The 22,413-nt window shown below is 64.6% G+C and carries 20 protein-coding genes and 1 pseudogene; 4 read left to right on the top strand and 17 right to left on the bottom strand.

Annotated elements, in window-relative coordinates; all coding sequences use genetic code 11:
- Positions 1-344: 344 nt before the first annotated feature.
- Positions 345-2,570 carry a cation-translocating P-type ATPase gene (locus ASC87_RS27360; RefSeq protein ID WP_157604410.1) on the bottom strand — a complete coding sequence of 742 codons (2,226 nt, stop codon included), beginning with the start codon at positions 2,568-2,570 and terminating at the stop codon, positions 345-347.
- 252 nt (positions 2,571-2,822) lie between these two features.
- Positions 2,823-3,038, bottom strand: a pseudogene (locus tag ASC87_RS31335) (DNA-binding protein); the annotation flags it as partial.
- Positions 3,039-3,218: 180 nt separating this feature from the next.
- Here ASC87_RS31335 and ASC87_RS27365 point away from each other — a divergent pair.
- Positions 3,219-3,620, top strand: a complete 402-nt coding sequence (locus ASC87_RS27365) for a DUF2809 domain-containing protein (RefSeq protein WP_056670602.1) — start codon at positions 3,219-3,221, stop codon at positions 3,618-3,620.
- A 62-nt stretch (positions 3,621-3,682) separates the two neighbouring features.
- On the opposite strand, the gene ASC87_RS32285 is transcribed toward ASC87_RS27365, so the two are convergent.
- The 10 genes from ASC87_RS32285 to ASC87_RS27405 all read right to left on the bottom strand — a co-directional run bounded on the left by ASC87_RS32285 (position 3,683) and on the right by ASC87_RS27405 (position 13,113).
- Positions 3,683-4,243 (bottom strand): hypothetical protein, encoded by a 561-nt coding sequence (locus ASC87_RS32285; RefSeq protein WP_157604411.1) that lies wholly within the window; start codon positions 4,241-4,243, stop codon positions 3,683-3,685.
- A 144-nt stretch (positions 4,244-4,387) separates the two neighbouring features.
- A complete protein-coding gene (locus ASC87_RS31340; protein ID WP_082569007.1) occupies positions 4,388-4,972 on the bottom strand; it encodes an immunity 22 family protein in 585 nt (194 codons plus the stop codon).
- Between the two features lie 123 nt (positions 4,973-5,095).
- Entirely contained in the window at positions 5,096-5,725 is a 630-nt protein-coding gene (locus ASC87_RS27375; protein ID WP_056670608.1) for a hypothetical protein, read from the bottom strand.
- A gap of 12 nt (positions 5,726-5,737) precedes the next feature.
- The gene (locus tag ASC87_RS32290) at positions 5,738-6,232 is read right to left on the bottom strand and encodes a hypothetical protein (protein WP_235582324.1); all 495 of its coding nucleotides are present in this window, start codon (positions 6,230-6,232) and stop codon (positions 5,738-5,740) included.
- Between the two features lie 191 nt (positions 6,233-6,423).
- A complete protein-coding gene (locus ASC87_RS27380) occupies positions 6,424-8,025 on the bottom strand; it encodes an FGGY-family carbohydrate kinase (RefSeq protein ID WP_056671133.1) in 1,602 nt (533 codons plus the stop codon).
- Between the two features lie 44 nt (positions 8,026-8,069).
- A complete protein-coding gene (locus tag ASC87_RS27385; protein WP_056670611.1) occupies positions 8,070-8,798 on the bottom strand; it encodes an SDR family oxidoreductase in 729 nt (242 codons plus the stop codon).
- Between the two features lie 26 nt (positions 8,799-8,824).
- A complete protein-coding gene (locus ASC87_RS27390) occupies positions 8,825-10,084 on the bottom strand; it encodes a sugar ABC transporter permease (RefSeq protein WP_056670614.1) in 1,260 nt (419 codons plus the stop codon).
- A 12-nt stretch (positions 10,085-10,096) separates the two neighbouring features.
- Positions 10,097-10,900 (bottom strand): ATP-binding cassette domain-containing protein, encoded by an 804-nt coding sequence (locus ASC87_RS27395; RefSeq protein WP_056670617.1) that lies wholly within the window; start codon positions 10,898-10,900, stop codon positions 10,097-10,099.
- A gap of 67 nt (positions 10,901-10,967) precedes the next feature.
- Entirely contained in the window at positions 10,968-12,020 is a 1,053-nt protein-coding gene (locus ASC87_RS27400) for a sugar ABC transporter substrate-binding protein (RefSeq protein WP_056670620.1), read from the bottom strand.
- Between the two features lie 163 nt (positions 12,021-12,183).
- Positions 12,184-13,113: an AraC family transcriptional regulator gene (locus ASC87_RS27405; protein ID WP_235582325.1), complete on the bottom strand. Its 930-nt coding sequence runs from the start codon at positions 13,111-13,113 to the stop codon at positions 12,184-12,186.
- 351 nt (positions 13,114-13,464) lie between these two features.
- Between ASC87_RS27405 and ASC87_RS27410 the strand changes: the two genes are divergently transcribed.
- A complete protein-coding gene (locus ASC87_RS27410) occupies positions 13,465-15,567 on the top strand; it encodes a LamG-like jellyroll fold domain-containing protein (protein WP_082569008.1) in 2,103 nt (700 codons plus the stop codon).
- Positions 15,568-15,602: 35 nt separating this feature from the next.
- On the opposite strand, the gene ASC87_RS27415 is transcribed toward ASC87_RS27410, so the two are convergent.
- From ASC87_RS27415 to ASC87_RS27425, 3 genes are all read right to left on the bottom strand, one after another.
- On the bottom strand, positions 15,603-15,983 hold the full coding sequence (locus ASC87_RS27415; RefSeq protein ID WP_056670623.1) for a TipAS antibiotic-recognition domain-containing protein: 381 nt from the start codon (positions 15,981-15,983) through the stop codon (positions 15,603-15,605).
- 151 nt (positions 15,984-16,134) lie between these two features.
- Complete coding sequence (locus ASC87_RS27420) at positions 16,135-17,922, bottom strand: hybrid sensor histidine kinase/response regulator (RefSeq protein WP_056670626.1); 1,788 nt, start codon at positions 17,920-17,922, stop codon at positions 16,135-16,137.
- Positions 17,923-17,928: 6 nt separating this feature from the next.
- Positions 17,929-18,378 carry a response regulator gene (locus ASC87_RS27425; RefSeq protein ID WP_056670629.1) on the bottom strand — a complete coding sequence of 150 codons (450 nt, stop codon included), beginning with the start codon at positions 18,376-18,378 and terminating at the stop codon, positions 17,929-17,931.
- 427 nt (positions 18,379-18,805) lie between these two features.
- Between ASC87_RS27425 and ASC87_RS27430 the strand changes: the two genes are divergently transcribed.
- A complete protein-coding gene (locus ASC87_RS27430; RefSeq protein WP_056670632.1) occupies positions 18,806-20,572 on the top strand; it encodes a methyl-accepting chemotaxis protein in 1,767 nt (588 codons plus the stop codon).
- A gap of 51 nt (positions 20,573-20,623) precedes the next feature.
- Here ASC87_RS27430 and ASC87_RS27435 read toward each other — a convergent pair whose 3' ends face one another.
- Positions 20,624-21,028 carry a helix-turn-helix domain-containing protein gene (locus ASC87_RS27435; protein ID WP_200954549.1) on the bottom strand — a complete coding sequence of 135 codons (405 nt, stop codon included), beginning with the start codon at positions 21,026-21,028 and terminating at the stop codon, positions 20,624-20,626.
- 131 nt (positions 21,029-21,159) lie between these two features.
- On the opposite strand from ASC87_RS27435, the gene ASC87_RS27440 reads away from it, so the two are divergent.
- Complete coding sequence (locus ASC87_RS27440; RefSeq protein ID WP_056670639.1) at positions 21,160-21,654, top strand: nuclear transport factor 2 family protein; 495 nt, start codon at positions 21,160-21,162, stop codon at positions 21,652-21,654.
- Positions 21,655-21,689: 35 nt separating this feature from the next.
- Here the strand turns inward: ASC87_RS27440 and ASC87_RS27445 are convergent, their stop codons facing one another.
- A complete protein-coding gene (locus tag ASC87_RS27445; protein WP_056670642.1) occupies positions 21,690-22,376 on the bottom strand; it encodes a response regulator transcription factor in 687 nt (228 codons plus the stop codon).
- Positions 22,377-22,413: the final 37 nt, after the last annotated feature.

Below are 22,413 nucleotides of genomic sequence, written 5' to 3' on the forward strand. Positions count from 1 at the left end.
CGCCAGGCCTTCGTGGCCGGTGGCTCGCGCACCGCCGAGATCTACGGCGACAAGAAGTCGGGCACGTCGATCGGCATCCAGGGCGAAACCTGGTGGTGATCTGACGCGTCGACCGCCGGCGGACGGCGAAGCTGTTGCGGTTGGGGGAAACCGACGTGACACTCCTCGTCTTCCGGCGCCGGCAGATCCCGGCGCCGGTGCCGTCAACCGGTGCTCACAGCGAGGCCTTCGGGCCTCGTTTTTTTTGGCGCGCGGACGAGGTGCCAGGGGAGGGGAGGACAGGCTGTCGGGCACTGATGCCCGCGCGTAGTCTGCGTTGCCCGCAATTTGCGGTGGCTTGCCCTCTACACCTTCGTACCAGCCTGAGGCCGGAGCAGGCGCAGGCCGTTGGCCACCACGATCAGCGTGGCCCCCATGTCGGCGAACACGGCCATCCACATCGTGGCGGACCCGAACAGCGCGAGTGCCATGAACACCGCCTTGATGCCGAGCGCAAGCGCGATGTTCTGCCACAGCACCGCATGCGTGCGGCGTGACAGCCGTATGGTCTCCGGCAAGCGGCCCAGGTTGTCGTTCATGATCACCACGTCGGCCGCTTCCATCGCGATGTCCGTGCCGGCGCCACCCATCGCGAAGCCGATGTCGGCCTGGGCGAGGGCAGGGGCATCGTTGATGCCGTCGCCGGTCATGGCCGTGGGGCCGTGACGCTGCTGCAGCGCCTGGATGGCCGCCTGCTTGTCCTGCGGTAGCAGGTTGCCTTGCACGTCGTCGATGCCGGCCTGGGCGGCGATTGCGCGCGCCGTGGTCGTGTTGTCGCCGGTGAGCATCACCGGCACCACCCCCAACGCCTTCAGTTCGCGCACAGCGTCGCGGGATGTAGGCTTGATCGTGTCCGCCACCGCAAAGAGGGCCATCACCCCGGCCGTGTCGGCCAGCAGCGTGACCGTGCGGCCTTGCTGTTCGTGTTCGGCGAGGCGTGCCTCGAGGTCGGGGGTGGCCAGGCCACGTTCTTCGACAAGCCGGCGGTTGCCCAGCACGAGGGGTTGGCCGGCGAGGCGGCCTTCGATGCCGCGGCCGGGGAGGGCAGTGAACCCGTCGACAGCGATACGGGTGCCGTCCAATCCGGCCGCGATGGCCTGTGACACGGGGTGGTCCGAGCGGCTGGCCAGGCTGGCGGCCAGCACGCGTGCGTCCAGGCCCGGGCGCAACAACTCCCAGGCCACCAGCGATGGCTTTCCGGTGGTCACCGTGCCGGTCTTGTCGAGCGCGATGGCCTTCAGTGTGCGTGCCGATTCGAGGTACGTGCCGCCCTTGATCAAGATGCCCCGGCGGGCTGCCGCTGCAAGTGCGCTGACCACCGTGACCGGGGTGGAGATCACGAGCGCGCAAGGACAGGCCACTACCAGCAGCACGAGTGCTTTGTAGACGGCATCGAGCCAGCTGAAACCGAGAAGCCATGGGGTAGACAGCGCCACGGCCACCGCCAGCAGGAAGACGGCTGGCGTGTAGATCGCCGCGAACCGGTCCACGAAACGTTGGGTTGGAGCGCGTTTGCCTTGTGCCTCCTCGACGGCATGGATGATCCGGGCGAGCGTGGTGTCCGAGGCCGCTGCCGTGACCCGGAACTGCAATTCGCCGGCCTGGTTGATGGTGCCGGCAAACACCGGGTCGCCGACGGTCTTGTCCACCGGCAGGCTCTCACCGGTGACCGGGGCCTGGTCGATGGCGCTCTGGCCACGGGTCACCACGCCATCCAGCGGCACGCGGGCGCCGGGACGCAGGCGCACCACGGAATCGATGGGTACGCCGGCCGATGCGGTGGTCAGCCACTGGCCGTCCACCTGCAACACGTCGGCCGATTCGGGGGCGAGGGCCAACAATCCTTCGATCGCGTTGCGGGCGCGGTCCGCCGCCCGCGCTTCGATCAACTCGGCGATGGCGTAGAGTGCCATCACCATCGCCGCCTCGGGCCATTGTCCGATCACGAAGGCGCCAGTGACAGCCACCGTCATCAGCGCGCTGATGTTCAAGCGGCCACGGCGCAAGGCCCCGAACCCCTTGAGGTACGTGTCGATGCCCGACAGCCCGATGGCCAACGCGGCCACGGTCAACCCGAGCGCTTTCAGCCAAACCGTCTCGGGCGCCAGGAAATGGAGCGCTTCCGCCGCCAGCGCGAGGATCAAGGCCGCGGCAAGGCGGATCGGGCTGGTGGGCGCCGCGTCGGGAGCGTGATCGGCATGGTCATGGGCGTGGGCGTGGGCGTGGGCGTGGGCATGAGCGTGCCCGTGATCGTCGTGCGCATGGGCATGTCGATCAGGCTCGCCGGTGGGTGCCGCGCCGCCCGGCGTGTGCTGTTTCGGATCGAAGCCTGCCTTGCGGATGGCCGCCAACGCAGCGGTCTGCACGTCGTGGTCGCCGCGGATGGCCAACGTTCGCGCGGCGAACTGGAAACGCAGCCCGCGGATGCCGGCGACGGGTTCCAGCGCCCGGCGGATCTCGTTTTCCTCCACGGGACAGTCCATCGTGGCGATGCGGTAAGTGGTGCTGCCGGCCAGCGACGGCATGGGCATCGCGGCCAATGTCCCGGAGCCACAGCCGCCGCTGCAGCAATCGTCGTGGGATTCAGTTGAGGTCGAGGCTGAGGGGTCGGGTCGCATAAGTGCATTACAAACCTTGCAGCAGGTGCAGAGTCAAGCGGATGGGAATCCTTTGGCAGTTCTACAATGTGCGTTATGTAAACTAATGAATGGGAACTGCTGGCCGTGATGCCTCCTGCGTTTCGACTCTGTGCTCGGCCTTGTCCTTGGCGACTCGTGCCCCCTTCAAATCTTTGCACGCGCCGCCTCCCGAAAGTGCTTGCCCGCCGGAAGAACAACGTCTGGGACGTCAGCGGGAGCCGCAAAAGCGCCCGGGTCCTTGATTCGTCCGCCGAGGTGCTTGAACCAGGTCTCCACGTTCGGGCTGACTGTGTTCGGCGAGCCGCTCTCGATCTTCTGCCGCACTCGCTCGATCGTCGGACGAGCGCCTTCGAGCAGGAGTGTGTTGCACGCCTACCAAACATCTTCTCGGGTGATACCGAGTGGCAACAAGGGTCTCCTGCAAAAGCGCCCTGCTCCGGCTTCCGGACCCTAGATAAACCATTGGCATCCGCATGTCACACTCGCCCGAAAGTCCGGTACCGCGATCCCTCCGGCCAGCAGTCGCTCAGCCTAAAACCCATGAACACTTTCACCTTCCGCCCCCACTGGCTGCTCGCCGCCTTGGCGCTGCTAGCCATCGAAGTGGCCATCGCCTGCTATGCGCCGCCGGGTGCATTGCGCGGCTTTGGTGGCGACGTGCTGGTGGTGGTGCTGGTGTACGCCTTGCTACGGACCTGCGTGGCGCAGCCGGCGCCGCGGCTGGCGCTCTCGGCGCTGCTGTTCGCATGTGCGATCGAATGCCTGCAAGGCCTGGGCATGGTCGACGTGCTGGGCCTGCACGGGCAGACCGCGTTGCACCGCGTATTGCGCATCGCGCTGGGCGCCACCTTCGACCTGTGGGACCTGGTGGCCTACGGCTGCGGCTGGCTGGTGTGCCGCGCGCTGGATTTGCCCAGGCTTACCTTGCGACCAACCTGTTGAACCCGGGTGGACCAGCATCTACGGACGCAGGGTTCATCGAGGGATTAGTCGAGATTGAATCGTCAGGCGCCATCCGAGGCCTTTGGGAACGGAACGCCTTTGATCTCAGCAAGAAAGCAATGTTTCGGCTCATAGTTGCCCACGTATGTCAGGGCAATCTTGCCTTCCCAAGTGATATCGAACAGATCCGCACCCCCCACACGGGAAAAGGCAATTTTGTGATCCACCACGGAATCATGCCCGAGCAGATAGGTATGAAATGCACGCGCCTCATAGCCTTCCTTCAGGTCATAGGGAGGTGTGTCTACGTGGAGCCGAAGTCCATCGACAGGCCCAGGTGCGAACTGTACGAGGGAGCAGCCTCGAAAGCCGCCCTGATGCCACTGGTCAGAGGAGATGGTGCAACTGCCGTAGTTGCACCAGACCCCCGGTGCCTCCCAAGCCGAGGGATAATCTTCATCCTCATCTTCTTCGATGTCTCTTTCGGCGTAGTAATTCTTGGTTTCCAAATGGAAGTGAAACCAGACGTCATCGCCCCTGCGCTCGGCGGACCACCGAAACTTCTTGAGGGCATGGCCTTCAGGCCACGGGTTGCTCAGGAATGTAATTCGACCTGATTTCATAGGGCGTAAACCTCTTTGTCGCTACAGATATTCTCGTCAACATACAAATTGCACTGCGCTCCCTTCCCATTGACTTCAATGGAAATGAGCGGCGACCGCAGGCAGGCAAAGCCTGTTGTAGGGCGTCCGCGCTCGATGAAGGGGTTAGGCGTCGCGGTCTTTGAACAAACCAAGATAAATCAAGCCGTTGTATAGCTTGTCGGGGTCTCGAACCAGCTGCTCCGGGTCTGCGTATGACATGACCGCGTTGGCTGACACAATGCCTCGTTTCTCACAAGCCCCCAGGATGTTTTCTTCCGCGGCTTGGGTATTCAGAGGCAGTTCATTCACCAACTTCTGCACCGAAACCGCGTTCGGAAAGTATTGGTAGTAAATCAGATCGCCGTCGTATAGATATTGACTATCCAAGTCAACGCAAAACCCGCACCCAGTCGCACTGGGACTAAGCGCATCTCGATCCTCCTGATCCCAGTAATCATCGGCATGCGAGAAGTAGCGGTTGAACTCTTCCAGGGATTGCGTCGTCGTGCCAATCCATACATGCGTTGATGAGAACGGGGGCGGTGAAGGAGGAAAGAATTCACGCACCCAATCAAAAATCAGTCGAGGTTCGAGTCCATACCTGGCCGCAACTTCAGGGTATCCACCCGGCGGCGTAGCGCAGTACGCCTCCGTGGCCACTTTTCGCTTGAACTCATCCGAATGATGTTCGCCCGCAGTACTACTCATGGATTCCGCCTCCCAAGCTGCCAACGAAGGCCTCCTCAATCATATGTGGGCCTATGCTCGCGACTGTTTGCGCTGCCTGCCCGGCTATTTCGAGGTATGTGGACATGAAAGTGAGTTTGGCCTTCAATGTTTGAGATCAACGGCGACGCCCGGCTTGCCGAGTGACATATTTTTGATTAAAGGGTTAGGCGGCCGCATCCGAATGCTCAAGCCTTGGTACTCGATGCCGCCTGCCATTTCAAGTTCGATATAACGCGACGAGGGCAGCAGGACACGGATGTATGGCCATACGCCCTGGTTGATGGGCTCCTGTATCTGCGTTTCGTACCAATCCGCGGCGTCGCGTTGGGTAATGCCAAGCCACTCCAGGCCTGGTTCCTCGACTTCTTCCGACGTGCAGTGCAAATCGAGTTGCATGGCCCAGAATTCTGGCTCATCGAGAACGTGAGAAATATCGATGCGCGCCTTGGCGCGGCTGATCGCCCCCAGGCCGATAAGCGTGGTGATCCTGAGCTCATTTGCAGGAAGCGGAATGCGAAGGATCAGGACAGTCTCGCGATGCTCGGGAAGGACCGGCCAGCCTTCGGGATGTTCGATGCGGTGCGAGTGGACGTGCGTGGAGATCTCTTCACCGTCCGCAAAACGCACGACGGCTGACTCGGGGCCGAAGTAGGCTCCGCTCACTACACGCCCACGGAGAACAAGTTCATCGCCGTCGGGGGTTGTCTCGAGCGCTTCGAATGTGAATGGCATTGCTTCGGTAGCCTAAGGTTTTTGCTTGCTATCTGGCGTGTGGGTTCGTGTCGATTGGTTAGTCCGAGGCGCCAAATATATGGCCGCAAGCGCACTGCAGGCGAGCGCTATCAACACGGCCAAGGCGAACCTGATTGGGAAAATATTCATCAATCCAGCATCTGGAATTGGATTCCAAACGGCTGCGCCGAGCTGGAACGTCAGGCAGGCGCAAAAAGCCAGAATGGCGGCAGCGTTTGAAGCCAACGTTGCAAGCAACTTTGAATTAATGATGCGGTGACAAACAAAAAAACAAGCCAGCCATGAAGTCAAAATAATTGCTACGAGTGGAATTCCGGTTGGAAAGGAAATGGATGTATCTTCAACGCTGCCGGGAATTTTCCTTCCTGCGGCCCATACAAGACCTGTTGAAAGCACCCATGTGAACGGAACTGTGAATGAAATCAACAGAACGACGGATGAAGCAATCCGCGAACTTCTAATGCCTGCAGTAACTTTCCCGGTCATGCTGATCAAGAGGTCTAAGGTTGAAGGTAGGCGGCTGCCAAATGCCGCACGCTCATGTTCGCTTGGCAAGACAACCCAGCCGCCATTTGGCGGTCCGCTGGACCGACGGGATGTGGGCGATGCGCATTCGCAAGTATGGCGCCCGTTCCTCCTCAATGCCTCGAGAGCGCCTCCAGGTGCTGACCAGTGCTTCAGCAGTGGCGAAGCGCCTTGCCGAACGCCTGCATCTGGCCGAAGGCGCGGTACCGCTGCAGGTGGACTTCCGTCGTGCCGGGGGACGGCCGGTAGGTGCAGCGCACCGCCGACATGTCCTTCATGGCGGCGGGAACATCGTCATACCGCTGCGCAGCAACCGCTCCGAGGATGGCCGCGCCCAGCAGCACCGGTTCGTCGGACGCCGTGGCCACCACGGGGCGGCCCGTGGCGTCGGCGAGAAGCTGGCGGACCAAATCGTGCCGGCCGGCCCCGCCACTGATGACCACCGATTCGATCGGTGCCCCCGCCGCGGCCTGCGCATCGATGATCTGGCGCAACCCGTAGCCGATCCCGCAGAGGCCCGCAACATACAGCGCCACGAGATCGTCGATGCTGCGGTCCATGCCAAGTCCGGCCATCATCGCCCGGGCCTCGGGATCTGCAAACGGGGCACGGTTGCCAAGGAATTCGGGAAGCACGTGCCGCCCTTGTGCCAGCCGGACGACGCCCGAGGCCTCGTCGCCGTGGCGGGCTGCTGCGTCCGCCAGGAAGTCGGGCAGCGACTGGCCCGCCGCTGCGGCCATGGTTCGCGCCTCCGGCGTGGCCGGGTGCAGCGAGAGCAGCTGGTCGATGGCGGCGCCCGCCACCGATTGGCCACCTTCGTTCAGCCAGGTGCCCGGCACCATCGCCGAGAAGTAAGGGCCCCAGACGCCCGGCACGAACACCGGGTCCGCCGTGGTGGTCATGGTGCAGGACGATGTGCCAAAGACGTAGGCCAGGCAGGACGCCGCTCCCCCCGCACCCGCGCCCACCGTGCCAATTCCCCCGGCATGGGCGTCGATCAGTCCGGCGCCGACGGGCGTGCCCGCGTTCAGCCCCAGTTCTCGCGCGGCCGCCTCGGTGAGGCCGGCGCCCAGGGGCGTGCCGGCGTCCACCACCTCCTGACCGATGCGGGCGAAGTCTTCGGATGCCAGCACGTCCAGGCCGACGGCGTGGAAGTAGCTGTCGTCCCATCGGCGCTCGTGCGCGAGGTACGTCCACTTGCAGGTGACGGTGCAGGTGGAGCGGGCAAGGTCCCCCGTGGCGCGCCACGTCAGGAAGTCGGTGAGGTCGAGGAACTGCCAGGCCGCGTCGAAGACGTGCGGCCGGTTCTCGAGCAGCCAGAGCAGCTTCGGTGTCTCCATCTCCGGAGAGATCCGCCCGCCCACGTACTTGAGCACCGGATGCGCCGTGGCATTGATCCGCCGTGCCTGGTTCACGGCGCGGTGGTCCATCCAGACGATGATGTTGCGTTCCGGGTCCTCCGACGGTCCCACCGGGAGCGGCACCCCGCCCTCCCCCAGCACGACGAGGGAACACGTGGCGTCGAACCCGATGCCGGCGATGTCGTCCGCCCGCAGCTGGCTGGCAGCCAGGGCATTCTTGACCGAACGGCACACGGCGCGCCAGATGTCCGAACTCGACTGCTCGACGATGGCGTGCGGCGCATGAAAGACCTGAATGTCTTGTTTTGCAGCGGCGGCGAGGCGGCCGCCCTCGTCGAAGATGCCTGCACGCACGCTGCCCGTGCCCACGTCGATCCCCATGAAGTAGCGCATGTTCACCTTCCGTTCGTCCGTTGCGTCCACGTCGGCCGGGCGTGTCACAGGTCGACGGCGTTGGGCAGGATCACGAGGTCGCGCACGGTGACACCCTTCGGGCGGGTCAGCATGAACAGCACGGCGTCCGCCACTTCCTTGGCCGGCATCAGGCTGCCGTTGGCGAGTGCATCGTCCATCTTCGCCTTGGGCCAGTCGTCCAGCAGCGCGGTGACGACCGGGCCCGGCGCGACGGCCCCCACCCGGATGCCGTGTTTCGCCACCTGCCTGCGCGTGGTGTGAACGAACGCCTGGACGGCGAACTTGGAGGCCGTGTAGATCGGCTCCCACACCACGGGCACGATGCCGGCGATGGAGCTGGTGAAAATGATGTCACCCGAGCCTTTCGACACCATGTGCGGCAGGATGGCGTGCACGCAGCGGAAGGCCGCGTTCACGTTGAGGTTGAGCATCCGGTCCCACTCGTCGGGATTTCCGGCCAGGATGTCTCCGCCCACGTAGGCACCCGCATTCGCATGGAAGATGTCGATGCCCCCGGCCAGCGCGAGCACCTGATCGAGCAGCGTGGAGACCTCGCGTGGCTTGAGAAGGTCCATCACGAGGGGCATCGCGTGCGGGCCGAGTTCGTCACACGTCCGGCGAAGCCGTTCTTCCGCATGGTCTACCAGAACGACCTTCGCACCCTCCGCGAGGAGCGTCCTGGCACATTCAAGACCGATGCCGGATGCGGCGCCGGTGATTGCTGCGATCTTGCCGTTCATCAGATGGGTCATGGGGTTTCCTGGGTGAGTCGTGTGGTTCATGCGCGGCCGTGGGACACACGGGACTGACGCGCCAGCGAATCCACGATGACCGCGATGGCCAGGACGGCGCCGGTGATCATGAATCGCAAGGAGGAGGAGAGGTTGAGCAGCGTCAGGCCGTTGGCGATGGACTGGATCACGATGATTCCGAGCACCGCCGAGTAGGCGCTGCCCCGTCCGCCGAAGAGGCTCGTGCCCCCGATGACGGCGGCGGCGATGGCGTTCAGGTTCACGTCACCCGTGCCGGCCTGCTGACTTGCCGAGGCCAGCCGAGACGCCATCAACACCCCGCCGAGGGCCGCCAGGCTGCTGCACAGCACGAAGGCGCTGACGAAGACGGCGTTCACACGCATGCCGGCCCGGCGCGCCGCCTCGCGGTTGCCGCCCACCGCGAACAGCGCCCTGCCCCAGCCGGTGCGCTGGAAGGCGTACTGCAGGGCCACGGCCAGTGCGAGGAAGAGTGCGAACATCATCGGAACGCCTCGTCCGAGGTTCAGGTAGGTGACGGCGACTTCGAGCATCACCGTGAGGGCGGCAGCGCGCAACGCCAGGCTGCCCACGGACGGCGCGAACAGCCGTGCGGCCGTGCGCCGCGCCCTCGTGCGCATGCCCGTGGCAAAGAGGACCAACCCAGGCACCAGGGCCAGTGCATGCGACAGGACGGCGGGAAGGACGTCCTGCTGGCCGAAGTCGACGGCGGCGGAGCCATACGGCAGGTTGATGGAACCACTCGGGCCCAGGATGTACAGCTGCATGCCCAGCACGGCGAGCAGGCCCGCCAGCGTCGCCACGAAGCTCGGCATGCCGAGCTTGTTGAAAAGCATGGCGTAGACCAGCCCGGTCACCGCGCCGCTGGCGACCACCACCGCCACGGCGGCAAGGAACGGCCAGTCCTGGTTGACCCACAGGACGCCCAGGAGCGCCGAGGCGAATCCGCTGATCGAGCCCACGGACAGATCGATCTGTCCGACCATGAGCACGCAGACGATGCCCAGTGAGATCACGCCCACCGTGGCACAGTCGAACAACAGGTTCACCAGGTTGTCCGGCGACAGGAAGACCGGATTGAGCGCGGTGAACACGGCCCAGATGACCACGAGTCCGACGACGACCGGCAGGGACCCCAGGTCGCCACTTCGGACCCGTTCGATGAAGGCGCGGACCGTGTCGCCGACGGTGGCGGCGTGTTTCACGCGGACATCGCTTCGATCCAGCAGCTTCGGCGACTGGTCGGCGTTTTCGATGTGTGTGTTCATGGCGCTATGGGTTCAGGCGCGTTCTGCGGCAAGGCGCCGCTCGGCCCTGCGCGAGACCGCGTTTTCGTCGGCGCCGGTGATGGCTGCGACGAGGTCCTCGTTGGAAGAGTCGGGGAAAAAGACCCCGTTGTTGCGGCCGAGGCGCAGCACGACGATCCGGTCGGCCACGGCCCGAACGTCTTCCATGTTGTGGCTGATCATGATCACTCCGTGTCCCCTGTCGCGCACGCGTTCGATCATGTTGAGCACCTCGGCCGTCTGCGCCACACCCAGTGCTGCCGTCGGCTCGTCCAGCATGATCAGCTTCGGATCGAGCAGCAGCGAACGGGCGATGGCCACCGTTTGCCGCTGCCCCCCGGACAGCGAGGCGACCACATCGCGCACGTTGGGAATGCGGGCGGACAACTCGTTCAGCAGGGTCCAGGCACGCACCTCCATCGCGGTCTCGTCCAGGCGCAGGGGATTCAGCTCCCGACCGAGGAAGATGTTGGCCACCACGTCGAGGTTTTCGCAGAGTGCCAGGTCCTGGAAGACGGTGGCAATGCCAAGATCGAGCGCCGAGGCGGGATCGGGCAGAGTGACCGGTTTGCCCGCGAAGGCGATGGTCCCTGCGCTGGGCTGGTGAACGCCCGCCAGGATCTTGATCAGTGTGGATTTGCCCGCACCGTTGTCCCCGACGAGGGCCACCACCTCGCCCGCGTGAACATCGAGGTCGATGCCGGTCAGTGCCGACACGGCGCCGAAGTGTTTCGAAATTCCGCGCAGACTCAAAACCAGGTCGCCGGGGCCCCGTGGGGCGTTGGAGTTGCGTGACATGTCTGTCCCCTTCAATGATCGGCACACCAGCCGTCGCGGATGCGCGCGCTGGTGTGCATCCGGTGTGTCAGCGGATGCCCAGCTTCTGGCAGCCGTCCGCGTAGCGGCCCGTGCACAGTTCCTTCGCGCTGGCGATGCCCTTGTCCACGATCTCGGCCTTCAGGTTCTGGGCCGTCACCACGGCCGGCGTGAACAGCTGCGACGGTGTGTTGTAGAGCGTGGTCTCGGCAGCAGGCTTCTGGCCCTCGAGGAAGGCCACGGCAACCTTCGCGGCGGCCGCCGCCACGATCTCGCTGGGTTTGGAGATCGTGTTGTATTGGTCGCCGGCGATGATCAGCTGCAGGGCGGCGACGGTCGCGTCGTTCCCGCTGACAGCCGGAACGGGCTTCACCCCGGCCGCCTTGAAGGCAGCGATGGCACCGCCACCGGTCCCGTCATTCGCCGCCACCACGCCCACGATCTGCGTGTTGAAGCGCGTGATCTGGCCCGCGACCCACTGCTGGGCCTTTGGCGGCGCCCATTCCGGCGTGTCGAACTCGGCGAGCGTCTTGTACCCGCTGCCCTGGATCCCCGCGTGGATGCCGTTCTTGATGAGTCCGGCGGCTGCATCGGTGGGAGACCCGTTGACTTGCAGCAGGCCACCCTTGTCCGTGGGCACACCTTTTTCCTTCAGGTGCCGGACCAGCGATTCGGCGATGGCCTTGCCGATGCCTTCGTTGTCGAAGGAAACGTAGTAGTCGGCCGGCGTGGAGGGGATTGGTCGGTCGTAGGCAATGACCTTGACGCCACGACCCTGCGCCATGCGCACCAGCGACGCGGCAGCGGTGGAATCCACCGGGTCGAGGACAACCACCTTCGCGCCCTGCGCCACCACTGAATTGAACTGCTGTTGCTGCTGTGAGGCATCGCCGGTCGCGTTCTGGTACAGCACCTTGCAGTCGGGGCACAGTTTGCTCATGGCCGCCTTGAAGCCCGGGAAATCGTGCTTTTCGTATCGGGTGGAGGCTTGGTCAGGCATCAAGAAGGCCACCGTTCCACTGGGAGCAGCGACAGCCTCGAGGCCGAGGCAGGCGATGGCCAGGGCTGCGGCAGAGCCGGGGAGATTGAAAGGCAGAAGCATGGTGGTTTCCTTTTGCAGCTGTTGAAGAAGGGCTCGGTGCTCCCGGGGCGGGCACCGAAAATGTCGCGTGGTACGCGAACATCCGGGTCGTGGCGGGCAGGCGCTGCCCTCGCCGCCCGCGTGGGGGCAACGATGTCGTGGGGGGCGGCGCCGGACCTTGCGCCTAATGGGGGGGTTTGGACTCGGCGTTCTCGCCGAACAGGTTCCTGAACTGGGTCGGCGACATCGACTTCAGCCGCAGGAACTGCCGGTTGAAATTCGAGATGTTTCGAAAGCCTGATGCGTAGCAGACATCCGTGATCGGCATCTGCGGTTCGCTCATCAAGAGCTGGGTCGACAGGTTGATTCGCAACCGGTTCACGTAGTGCACCAGCGACATGCCGGTGTGGCGCCGAAAGCTTCTCGAGAAGCCGCTGGTGCTCAGTTGCGACAAGCTCGCAAGCTTCTGTTCACTGAAGGAATCGGTCAGGTTCGAACTGATGTACGACAGTGCTTCATTGAGGCCGCTTGCCATGAATCCGGACGGGTCGGGCAAGTAGGCGGTGCTCGTCAAGGCTTGGACGTGCTCGGCGCGACTGAGCGTTCCGATGATGGCGACAAACAGTTCGATCCGGCGGAGGTCGGTGGCGTCCACCAGCGCCGCGAGCAGCGGCCCCACGCGTTCGGCCACCTCCGGCGTGAACAGCGCGCCGCTGCGGCTCTTGTCGAGCACGTGCTGGAACGCGCCGAGTTCGGGCAGCACCTCGGCGACACCCGTGATGAACCGTTCGCTGAATTGCAGCACCCGGCTGCGAACGGGAACGGTGGCCTCGTCTGCCAGGTCGCTGACCCAGTTGTGTGGCAGGTGGGGGCCGGTCAGGACGAGGTTGCCGGGCACGAAGGTGCCGATGAAGTCGCCCACGAAGTACTGGCCCGTCGTGGCCACCACATGGTGAAGTTCGAACTCGGGGTGGAAGTGCCACCGGACGGTGCGGAACGGGTAACCGTGCTCCCAGGCCTTGAACGACTCCGCTCGGCCGATCTGGACCACTTCCAGATCGGGCGTCAGGGGGCGCACGAGGTGCGGCTTTCGGTGTGTCTGCGTGGTGTCCATCGTGTTGCTCCCGTCCGTTGCGTCTCACGGTTGACACGACTGTAGGGCGCCTGCCCCGGGTGTCGCTACGCCCGTCCAGGCCTGGCACAGATACTTTTTTGACCTTTGACAACCCGGCGATGACCCAAAAATGGCAGCGCTCATAGGGAAGCCATGAAAAGGCGGTGTCAGGACGAGGCCGCTCGCCTCGGGGTTTGTCCCAATCCGTTGGGCATCAGTGCTTTCCCTTGGAGTGGGTGGCGTTGGAAGCGCTTTCTTGAGCTGTCGTGTCATCAACGGTCACGCAGCTGCCACACGAATGACATCGTTCCTCGGCAACCTAACGCTTTTCGACCTTCCGAAGTAACGCACATGTCCTCAGAGAACTCGAGCGCCTCGCCGTCCCTCATCTCATCGCTGCGTGAACTGGAAGGCCTGCCCGATCGTCAGCGCAGGCTCCTGCTGCGCGCGGGTTTGGGCTTGTCAGTAGGCGGCTCCGCCTTGCTCGCCGCCTGCGGCGGCGGTGACGACGCCAGCAGCACCGATGGCACCCAGGATCCGGCAGCCAACAAGGTGTCGAGCTTTGCGCTCGCCGTGTTGCCCGATACGCAGTTCTACTCGCGCTACGCCACCACCGACGAGAACCTGCAGTTCCAGCGCAAGTACGGCTCGACGCCCTACGCCGCACAGACCCAATGGATCGCCGGCAACGCCGCGGCACTGCGCATTCCGTTCACGATCCACCTCGGCGACGTGGTCGACCAACAGGGCAAGCCGCTGCAATGGCAGGTCGCGGATTCGGCGATGAAGATTCTCGAGTCGGCCAAGGTGCCCTACTCCATCCTGGCGGGCAATCACGACGTGGTGTCCGACGTGGACTATGCCGACGCAAGCAGCCAGTCGGCCAATACCGATGCGCAGCGCAACCTCGCGAAGGAGCCGTACCTGCAGACCTTCCCGACGACGCGGGCGCAGCAGCAGGCGACCTTCGGCGGCCGCGACCCGTCGGGCTTTCACGAGTACCACGTCTTCAGCGTGGACGGCAACGCCTTCATGGTGCTGTCGATGTCCTGGCGCGCTTCCGACGCCGCCATCGCATGGGCGCGCGGCGTGCTTGCCAGGCATCCGACGCTGCCGGCCATCCTGTCGACCCACCAGCTGCTCAACATCGCGGCCGACGGGGTGAGCCCACTGGAGGTGCCCTACGGGCTGATGCTGTGGGACAAGCTCATCCGCGACAACGATCAGATCTTCATGACCTTGAACGGCCACTACCACGGCGGTGCTCGTCTCACGAAGACCAATGACTTCGGCAACGCCGTCGAGGAAATGGTCGTCGACTACCAGATGGCCTACATGGGCGGCAACGGCCTGCTGCGGCTGTACGAGTTCGACCTCACCCACGACAAGATCAAGGTGCTGTCGTTCTCGCCGTGGGTGACGCAAAAGCCCACCGACACGCTCAATGAGTTCGACGTGGCCGTGCTGACCGACCCGAACCATCAATTCGAGATCGACATCGACTTCAAGAAGCGCTTCGCACGCTTCAACCCGAACTTCGCGCTGCCGCCGGCCGCCAACGCGCCGATCAACGAACGCGCCAAGGCCGCGTTGCTGTCCAACTTCACCGAGCCGGCCGCCAGCGCCAAGACGCCGGCGGCGGACACGGCGGACTACCCGCAGGTGGCTTCCACGGTGGCCCACTGGCGCTTCTTCGGCGGCACGGACGGTGCCGTCGTGCCGGTGGGCCAGGTCATCGACGATGAGGCGGGGTCCAACCCGATCTCGCGTCAGCCGCTCGCTCAAGGCGGCGCGGCGCAGGACGCTGACATGGCGTGGTCCAGCGATCACCACCATCTGTCGGCAGCGCCCGGCAGCGTGCGCTTCTCCAACTCGGTCAACTCGCCGCTGCGGATGAGTTCTTTTGCAACAGACATCAATGCGCCGCTGAATGCGCTGAGCTTCAACGACGGCTACACCGTCGAGGCGTTCCTGAAGATTCCTTCCAACTGGACGGCGGCCAACAACGCGTGGATGAACATCATGGAGCGCGAAGGGCGCCGCGGCGACGTCAGCGGCATCGACGCAGGCGCCGACGGCGATGAAAGCGCACTGATCTTCGCGATCTCGAGCCTGCGCGAGGTGCAGTGGGAAGTCACGCCGGGTACGGCGGGCACCCGGTCACCCGCCGCCAATTTCTCGGGCGAGATCGTGACCGAGCGCTGGATCCACGTGGCGATCGTGAACGACCCCGCGCAGAACAGCACCATCATGTACGTCGAGGGCGCGCCCATCCTGCGCAACGCGTCGAACACGAACGGCATCGCGGTCAGCAGCGCCACCGGCCGGATGATCGTGGGCGGCGGCGTCTATGCGAACGCCCCGTCGAACGGTTTCCTGGGCAACATCGGTGAGATTCGCATCTGCAGCGCGCCGTTGACCGCGGACAAGTGGCTCACCGCCCGCAGGAGCTGAGACCGCCATCGCAGCCTTCCAACCGCCTGCTTCGTTCAAGCGGACAGATGGCCCTGTGCATAGACGCACATGGCTTCTCCCAGAAAGTCGACCATGTTCGGGTGGTACGCATTGTGGAAGTTCTTCATGTCCTGGTTCTCCTGATAGAACAGGCCCAGCCCGATGTAAGCCTGTTTGGAGGGAGCGTAGAACCGGGATGCCACTGCGTAGTGACGGGTCATGAGCGCCTGCACCTCTGGTGACGAGGGCGACCGCTCCAGCAAGGGGGTCAGTTCCTTGTAGAGCACGTCCCAATCGAGGTGAGCCTGCTGCTTGTCGACATGCGACCAGTTGTCGGTGGTGGCCAGCGACCGGGTCTGTTCGGCGTTCAATGCGTTTCTGCATTCTGCGAGGTATTCGGTGCTCAGTTTTTTCATGCGTGTGAGGGTTGATTCCTGGTTTTCCGAGAGCGTCTGAATGACGCCCCGTGGCCGGTCATTGTGCACAGCAGCCAGCGACTGGCAGCGTTCGCGTTGAAAAGAGGCCCCCGGCCTCTGGGCACATCGGGCACCCGCTCCCACCGCAACGCTACTGCGCGGCGGCGCCGGGCCTGGCTTCTAGGGTGAACGCCTGGGCCGCGTCGTCGATCCAGCTCAAGTTGAGCAAGGACGCCGCGTGTTGCAACAGGATCGTCAGATCGACTGGTTTGGTGAGGAACGCGTCGGCGCCGGCGCGAAGGCACTGTTCACGGATCTCGGCGGTGGCACTCGCCGAGACCGCCACGATCGGCACCTTGCGCAGGCCCGGCACCTCACGCAGGCGCGCGATGACCTCCTGGCCGCTCAGGTCCGGCATCACGACGTCCATCAGGATCAGGTCCGGCACGAGGGCTTGCGCGCGGGCCAGCCCCTCGTGGCCGCCGGTCGCTTCGAGCATCTGGAATCCGAAGCGTCCGAGCATCTCCACGAACACCGCCCGGTTGTCGCGCGAGTCGTCGACGACGAGCACCTTCTTTCGCGGCCCCCGGTAGCCCGTCATGGCCGGCAGGGACACCGGCGGATGGGCGGGGGCTTCGGGGTGGGTCTCGGGCACATCCAGTTCGAAGCTGAATGAACTGCCCTCGCCTTCGCGGCTGCGCACCTTGATGTCGCCGCCCATGAGGCGCACGAGCTGGCGGCTGGTGACGAGCCCCAAGCCGGTGCCGGCACTGCGACGCTGCGTGTCTCCCACCTGTTCGAACGGCCTGAAGATCTGCTGGAGTTGCTCGTCACTCATGCCGACGCCCGAGTCCCGGATCTCCACGCGCAAGCGTGATGGCGGCACGAAATCCACCTGCAAGGTGACCTGGCCGCGGTCGGTGAACTTGACCGCGTTGTCCAGCAGGTTGAGCAGCACCTGGCGCAGCCGGGTGTCGTCCACCCGGATGGTGCTGGGCAGGTGCGGCGAGTGCTGGTGGACGAACTTCACGTCCGGTTTCTGTCCGGCCTTGACGCGGATGATGTCGGCGATGCCTTGCAGGAATGCCGGCAGGTCGACATCGGAGGGAAAGAGTTCGAGCTTGCCGGCCTCGATCTTCGCCAGGTCGAGGATGTCGTTGATCAGGGTCAGCAGGTGCTCGCCACTTTGATGGATGGCGGTCACCGCGCCGATCTGGCGCGGACTCAAGGACTGATCGAGCTGGAGGATCTGCGAGAAGCCGAGGATCCCGTTGAGCGGCGTGCGCAGGTCATGGCTCATGTTGGCCAGGAACGCACTCTTGGCCCGGTTGGCCACCTCGGCCCGGTCCTTGGCTGCAACCAGTTCGGCGGTACGCTCCTTGACCAGCTCCTCGAGGTGGTCCCGGTGGCGCCGAAGCGTTTCCTCGACACGCTGCCTTTCGACCACCTCGGCCCGCAAGGCATCGACGGCGCGGGCCAGCTCCGCCGTGCGTGCGACGACCCGCTGTTCCAGTTCGTCATGGGCTTGCCGCAGCGCCTCTTCTGCCTGGCTGCGACCGATCGCATAGCGAATCGCCCGGATCAACGTGGCGCTGTCCACGTGGCCTTTGACGAGATAGTCCTGGCTGCCCGACTGCAGCGCCTGGACCGCGACCTCCTCGTCTGTCAGGCCACTCAGCACGACCAGCGTGGGCACATTGCGCCCGAGTTCGAAAAACAGCCGCAGGGTGTCGAGCCCCGAACTGCCGGGCAAGCCGAGGTCGAGCAAGACGACGTCGGCACCGCTGGCGTGGAGCCGCTCGATGCCGCTCGGCAGATCCTCAGCCCACACCAGATCGAACATCAACCCCTTTGGGCGCCCCTCGGCCAGCATCAAAGAGATCAACTTCGCGTCGGCCGGGTTGTCCTCGATCAGAAGGACTTTGATGGGAAGGGGCATCGCATCTCACCTCGGCGGAAGGTTCACGACGGTGAGCCAGAAATCTTCGATGGATTGAACGATGCGATTGAACTGGTACAAGTCAACCGGCTTGGCCACGTAGCAGTTCGCATTGAGCCGGTACGCGCGCAGCACGTCCTCCTCCGCCTGCGAGGTGGTCAGCACGACCACAGGGATGAGTTTCAGCGCGCCGTCCGATTTGATGATCGACAAGACCTCGCGGCCATCCATCTTCGGCAGGTTCAGGTCGAGGAGGATGAGATCGGGCCGCGGTGCATCCTGGTACGGCGGGCGCTTGTACAGGAAGTCCAGCGCAGCGACACCGTCCGTGACAACGTGTAACCGGGTCAACAGCTTGTCGCCCTTCAGCGCCTCGCGCGTGAGCCGCACGTCGCCGGGGTTGTCTTCGACCATCAGGATCTCGAGGGCCCTGAATGCTTCGATGCCTGCTGTCATGGCCGGTCTCCTGGTCGCCGCTCGTGCGAATCATTCAGGCCACTATAGACCTAGTTGACACGCCTGGCCCATGGGGTGGGCCCCTGACTCCCCCGATCGCGGGCCCACCTTCGACACCGGAACCATCGACGTCCAGCGGGCCAACCCGCCCTGCGCTGCCATGGGCGAGAGGCCCCCTTCCCTCGAATTGTGCAGAACTGATGCTTCATTTCACGCGTTTGATCAGAACTGATTGAAGTGAACATTAGTACCGTCCGAAGACAGAGGGAATCGGCAATCCGATCGTCCTCGCCCGATTCCTCCTGGCTGATCTCGTGATCACCCAGGTGTGAACGCCTCCTCGTGACGATCATCGATTGCCGCAACGCGGACCTTCCGGGACAGCCCTGATCGACCGAATTGCACTGGACACACAGGTCCCAGCTTCATGACCTGTGCGCGATGCGGCTCGCGATCAGTCACCGGCCGCGTGGAGACACCCTTGAACGCTTTCAACAACCTGAGAATCGGCAGCCGGCTAGGCATCGCCTTTGCCCTGTGCGTGGCCGTGATGCTCGCACTCGTGGTCACGGCGAAGTACGGCCTGGGTCATGTGCGCGACGACATCGACCTGATCAACAAGGACCGCTACCTCAAGGTGCGCTGGGTCACGGACATCAAGGATGACGTGAACCTGGTTGTCCGCTCGGCACACAACCTGGTGATCCACACCCATGTGAACGAGCGTGCAGCCGACTTCAAGGAAATCGAAACGGCGCGTCCACGCATCACCGAGACCTTCAAGAAGATCGAGGCGCTGCTCGTCAACGAGGAGGCCAAGAAGCTCTTCGCGGACGTCCAGTCCCAGCGCCAGAGTTTCTTGCGCGAACTCGCCGTGCTGGAGCAGTTGGCGCGTGGCGACGACAACGCCAAGCTGCGTGTCCAGCTGCTCGAGAAGCTCCGGCCGGAGCAACACGCGTACATGAAGGCGCTCGGTGCGTTCGTCGACGTGCAGGAGCAGCGGATGATTGACTCGGGTGACGAAGCGGCGCGTACCGTGACACAGACGTCGACGATGATGATCATTGCCGCGCTGATTGGCGCCAGCGTGGCGGTCGTCGCGGCATGGAGCACCACCGTATCCATCACCCGGCCCATCAACCAGGCCGTGCAGGTGGCACGAACCGTCGCGGCAGGCGACCTGACCTCCCGGATCGACGTGACACGCAAAGACGAAACCGGCCAGCTGCTCGACGCGCTGAAGGCCATGAACGACAGCCTGGTGGGGATCGTCCATCAAGTTCGCCAGAGCAGCGACAGCATCGCGACCGGCTCCGGCCAGATCGCCACCGGCAACCAGGACCTGTCCCAGCGCACCGAGGAACAGGCGTCCAACCTGCAGCAGACCGCGGCGTCGATGGAGCAACTGACCAGCACGGTCAAGATCAATGCCGAGGCCGCACGCCAGGCCGCACAACTCGCCCTGTCGGCCAGCGGCGTGGCGGCCAAGGGCGGTGAAGTGGTCGGCCAGGTGGTGGGGACGATGGAGCAGATCACGAGCGCCAGCAAGAAGATCGCCGACATCATCGGCGTCATCGACGGCATTGCCTTCCAGACCAACATCCTCGCGCTCAACGCGGCAGTGGAAGCGGCCCGGGCCGGCGAGCAGGGCCGCGGGTTCGCCGTGGTGGCCAGCGAGGTGCGCAGCCTCGCGCAGCGCAGCGCCCAGGCCGCCAAGGAGATCAAGCAGCTGATCAACGACAGCGTCGAGAAGGTCGAGACCGGCAGCAGGTTGGTGGGCGATGCCGGCAGCACGATGGACGACATCGTGGTCCAGGTGAAGCGGGTGACCGACCTCATCAGCGAGATCGGCGCGGCCACGCTCGAGCAAAGCACCGGCATCGGCCAGATCGGCGACGCGGTGACCCAGCTCGATCAAGTCACGCAGCAGAACGCCGCGCTGGTGGAAGAGTCGGCCGCCGCCGCGGAAAGTCTCAAGCAGCAGGCCAATCAGTTGGTGCAGGCGGTGGCCATCTTCACGCTCGGTGCATCGCCGGCCGCGCAGGCAACGATGACACGCGCGCACCCGTCGGCCGGCAAGGCACCCGCGCCTCGCCCGGTCAGCAAACCGGCCGCCGCACCGGGCAAGGGTGTGAAGCCCAAGCCAGCCGCGGACGTGTCCACCGCCAAGGACGAGGACTGGGCCTCGTTCTGATCGGCCGCCGTGCGGCACCGGCGCCGCCAGGTGCCGCACGGACCACGGGAACTACACGACCGCCGCGTCGAAGCGGCGGCGCGCCTCCAGGATGGACGGATGGTGCTGTGTGGCCCATCGGGTCAGCCCGACCAGCGGTGTCATGATGGATTGGCCCAGGTCGGACAACCGGTAGTCGACGCTGGGCGGCTTGGTGGCATAGACGTGGCGCTGAACGAGGCCGTCGCGCTCCAGATCGCGCAGCGATTGCGTCAGCATGCGCTTCGAGATGTCAGGCACGGCCCTGTGCAGCTGGTTGAAGCGCGTGGGGCCGGCTTGCAGGGTCAGCAGGATCAGCGCCGTCCATTTGGTGCTGACGTGGTCCAGCACATCACGCACCGGACAACGCGCAGGATCGGGCGCGTCTGCAGACGGCACCGCGGTGACGGGCAGGTTACCTGGAACTACCTTGGGCACGGTTGGCTGCCTCCTTCTCAATCCCTGGGAAGGTCTCCAGAATGGGCTCCCTTCTGACTTGAGTATCCCCCATGTCCCTGCCCCATTCCGATGCACTGAACGCTAGTCACCATGCCCGTCGCCGCCGGCCGATGAGTCGGGTGTCGCAATGGGCCGCCGCGGCCTTGTTCCTGGTCGGGCCGATGGTCCAGGCACAGGACGCGGTGATCCCGGTCCGGGATGCCGAATCACTGTTCACCAGCCCGGATCCCCGGCTGCATGCCAACAAGCAGGTGGTCTACCACATCATCCGCAACCTGCTGGAGTCCGGCCGATGGGACCAGGCCGGCTTCTTCCTGACGGATCGCTACGTGCAGCACAACCCGAATGCCGCGTCGGGCCTGGCCAGCGTCGTGCACTACTTCGTCAACGTCCTGAAGGTCCAGCCCAAGCCGCTGCCGGAGCGCATCACGACGCCGATCGTGGCCGTGATGGCCGAGGGCGACCTGGTCACCGTGATGTACCCACGCACGGTCAACGGCCCGGCGGGCCAATACACCACCACCTGGTTCGACACGTGGCGCATCCGGGACGGCAAGGCCGACGAGCACTGGGACCCGGCGCTGAAGGACCAGGCGGCACCCTGAACCGGGCGGTCTTGAGGCTCATCGCGAAACCTCTGTCAGACCGCCACCAGCTTGCCGCGAAAGGTGTAGCCGACCTTCGCCTCGGAATGCAGGGGCACTGTCGAGGAGGTGGCGCGTTCGATGCGCCGGCGCAAGCGGTAGATGGCCGCGTGCAGGACGTTGTCGGCCTCCGTCGCCGGGTCGCGGCCGAGGCGCTCGCACAGGGTGGTGCGCGTGACGGTGGCCCCGTCCGCGGCGACAAAGCACTCGACCAGTACCAGGTCATTGCTGCTCAGGTCGATGCGCGCGCCATCGGGGGCGATCACTTTCTGCGCCATGCGGTCGAGCCGCCACACGGCGACCTGCGAGCGGCCGGATTCCACGCGCCGGTGCACCGCTTCGATCGCCAGCGCCACCTGTTCGAAGCGCACCGGTTTCATCAGGTACATGTCTGCGCCGGCCCGCAGGACGGCCTCGAACACGTCGGACCCGACGCGCCCCGACACCACCACGATGCCCGCGGGCCCCTTGCGCCGGATCAGCCGGATCAGGTCGACGCCGTCCACGCCGGGCAGGTTCAGGTCAACGACGAAGAAGTCGCATTCGTAGGCGTCCCGTGCCGTGAGGAACTCGTCACTGTCGGGGAAGACGCGAACGCGGACGCCCCGCTCCTCCAGGAACTTGCTGAGGTACTCCGCGTACTCGCGGTCGTCGTCGATGATGGCCAGCGTGGAAGGCAGCATGGTCGGTCTGGAAGGAGGTCAATCAGTTGCCCGCGAG

Source organism: Rhizobacter sp. Root1221, assembly GCF_001425785.1.
Classification (GTDB): Bacteria; Pseudomonadota; Gammaproteobacteria; order Burkholderiales; family Burkholderiaceae_C; genus Rhizobacter.

Excerpts from the sequence above, each read along its gene's own strand:
- ASC87_RS32290 (WP_235582324.1), bottom strand. The coding sequence starts at position 6,232 with ATGACCGGGAAAGTTACTGCAGGCATTAGAAGTTCGCGGATTGCTTCA.
- ASC87_RS27445 (WP_056670642.1), bottom strand. The coding sequence starts at position 22,376 with ATGCTGCCTTCCACGCTGGCCATCATCGACGACGACCGCGAGTACGCG.
- ASC87_RS27360 (WP_157604410.1), bottom strand. The coding sequence starts at position 2,570 with ATGCCCATGCCGTCGCTGGCCGGCAGCACCACTTACCGCATCGCCACG.
- ASC87_RS27390 (WP_056670614.1), bottom strand. The coding sequence starts at position 10,084 with ATGAACACACACATCGAAAACGCCGACCAGTCGCCGAAGCTGCTGGAT.
- ASC87_RS27430 (WP_056670632.1), top strand. The coding sequence starts at position 18,806 with ATGACCTGTGCGCGATGCGGCTCGCGATCAGTCACCGGCCGCGTGGAG.
- ASC87_RS27400 (WP_056670620.1), bottom strand. The coding sequence starts at position 12,020 with ATGCTTCTGCCTTTCAATCTCCCCGGCTCTGCCGCAGCCCTGGCCATC.
- ASC87_RS27405 (WP_235582325.1), bottom strand. The coding sequence starts at position 13,113 with ATGGACACCACGCAGACACACCGAAAGCCGCACCTCGTGCGCCCCCTG.
- ASC87_RS27415 (WP_056670623.1), bottom strand. The coding sequence starts at position 15,983 with ATGAAAAAACTGAGCACCGAATACCTCGCAGAATGCAGAAACGCATTG.
- ASC87_RS32285 (WP_157604411.1), bottom strand. The coding sequence starts at position 4,243 with ATGAAATCAGGTCGAATTACATTCCTGAGCAACCCGTGGCCTGAAGGC.
- ASC87_RS27380 (WP_056671133.1), bottom strand. The coding sequence starts at position 8,025 with ATGCGCTACTTCATGGGGATCGACGTGGGCACGGGCAGCGTGCGTGCA.
- ASC87_RS27425 (WP_056670629.1), bottom strand. The coding sequence starts at position 18,378 with ATGACAGCAGGCATCGAAGCATTCAGGGCCCTCGAGATCCTGATGGTC.
- ASC87_RS27375 (WP_056670608.1), bottom strand. The coding sequence starts at position 5,725 with ATGCCATTCACATTCGAAGCGCTCGAGACAACCCCCGACGGCGATGAA.
- ASC87_RS27420 (WP_056670626.1), bottom strand. The coding sequence starts at position 17,922 with ATGCCCCTTCCCATCAAAGTCCTTCTGATCGAGGACAACCCGGCCGAC.
- ASC87_RS27410 (WP_082569008.1), top strand. The coding sequence starts at position 13,465 with ATGTCCTCAGAGAACTCGAGCGCCTCGCCGTCCCTCATCTCATCGCTG.
- ASC87_RS27395 (WP_056670617.1), bottom strand. The coding sequence starts at position 10,900 with ATGTCACGCAACTCCAACGCCCCACGGGGCCCCGGCGACCTGGTTTTG.
- ASC87_RS27365 (WP_056670602.1), top strand. The coding sequence starts at position 3,219 with ATGAACACTTTCACCTTCCGCCCCCACTGGCTGCTCGCCGCCTTGGCG.
- ASC87_RS27440 (WP_056670639.1), top strand. The coding sequence starts at position 21,160 with ATGAGTCGGGTGTCGCAATGGGCCGCCGCGGCCTTGTTCCTGGTCGGG.
- ASC87_RS31340 (WP_082569007.1), bottom strand. The coding sequence starts at position 4,972 with ATGAGTAGTACTGCGGGCGAACATCATTCGGATGAGTTCAAGCGAAAA.
- ASC87_RS27385 (WP_056670611.1), bottom strand. The coding sequence starts at position 8,798 with ATGACCCATCTGATGAACGGCAAGATCGCAGCAATCACCGGCGCCGCA.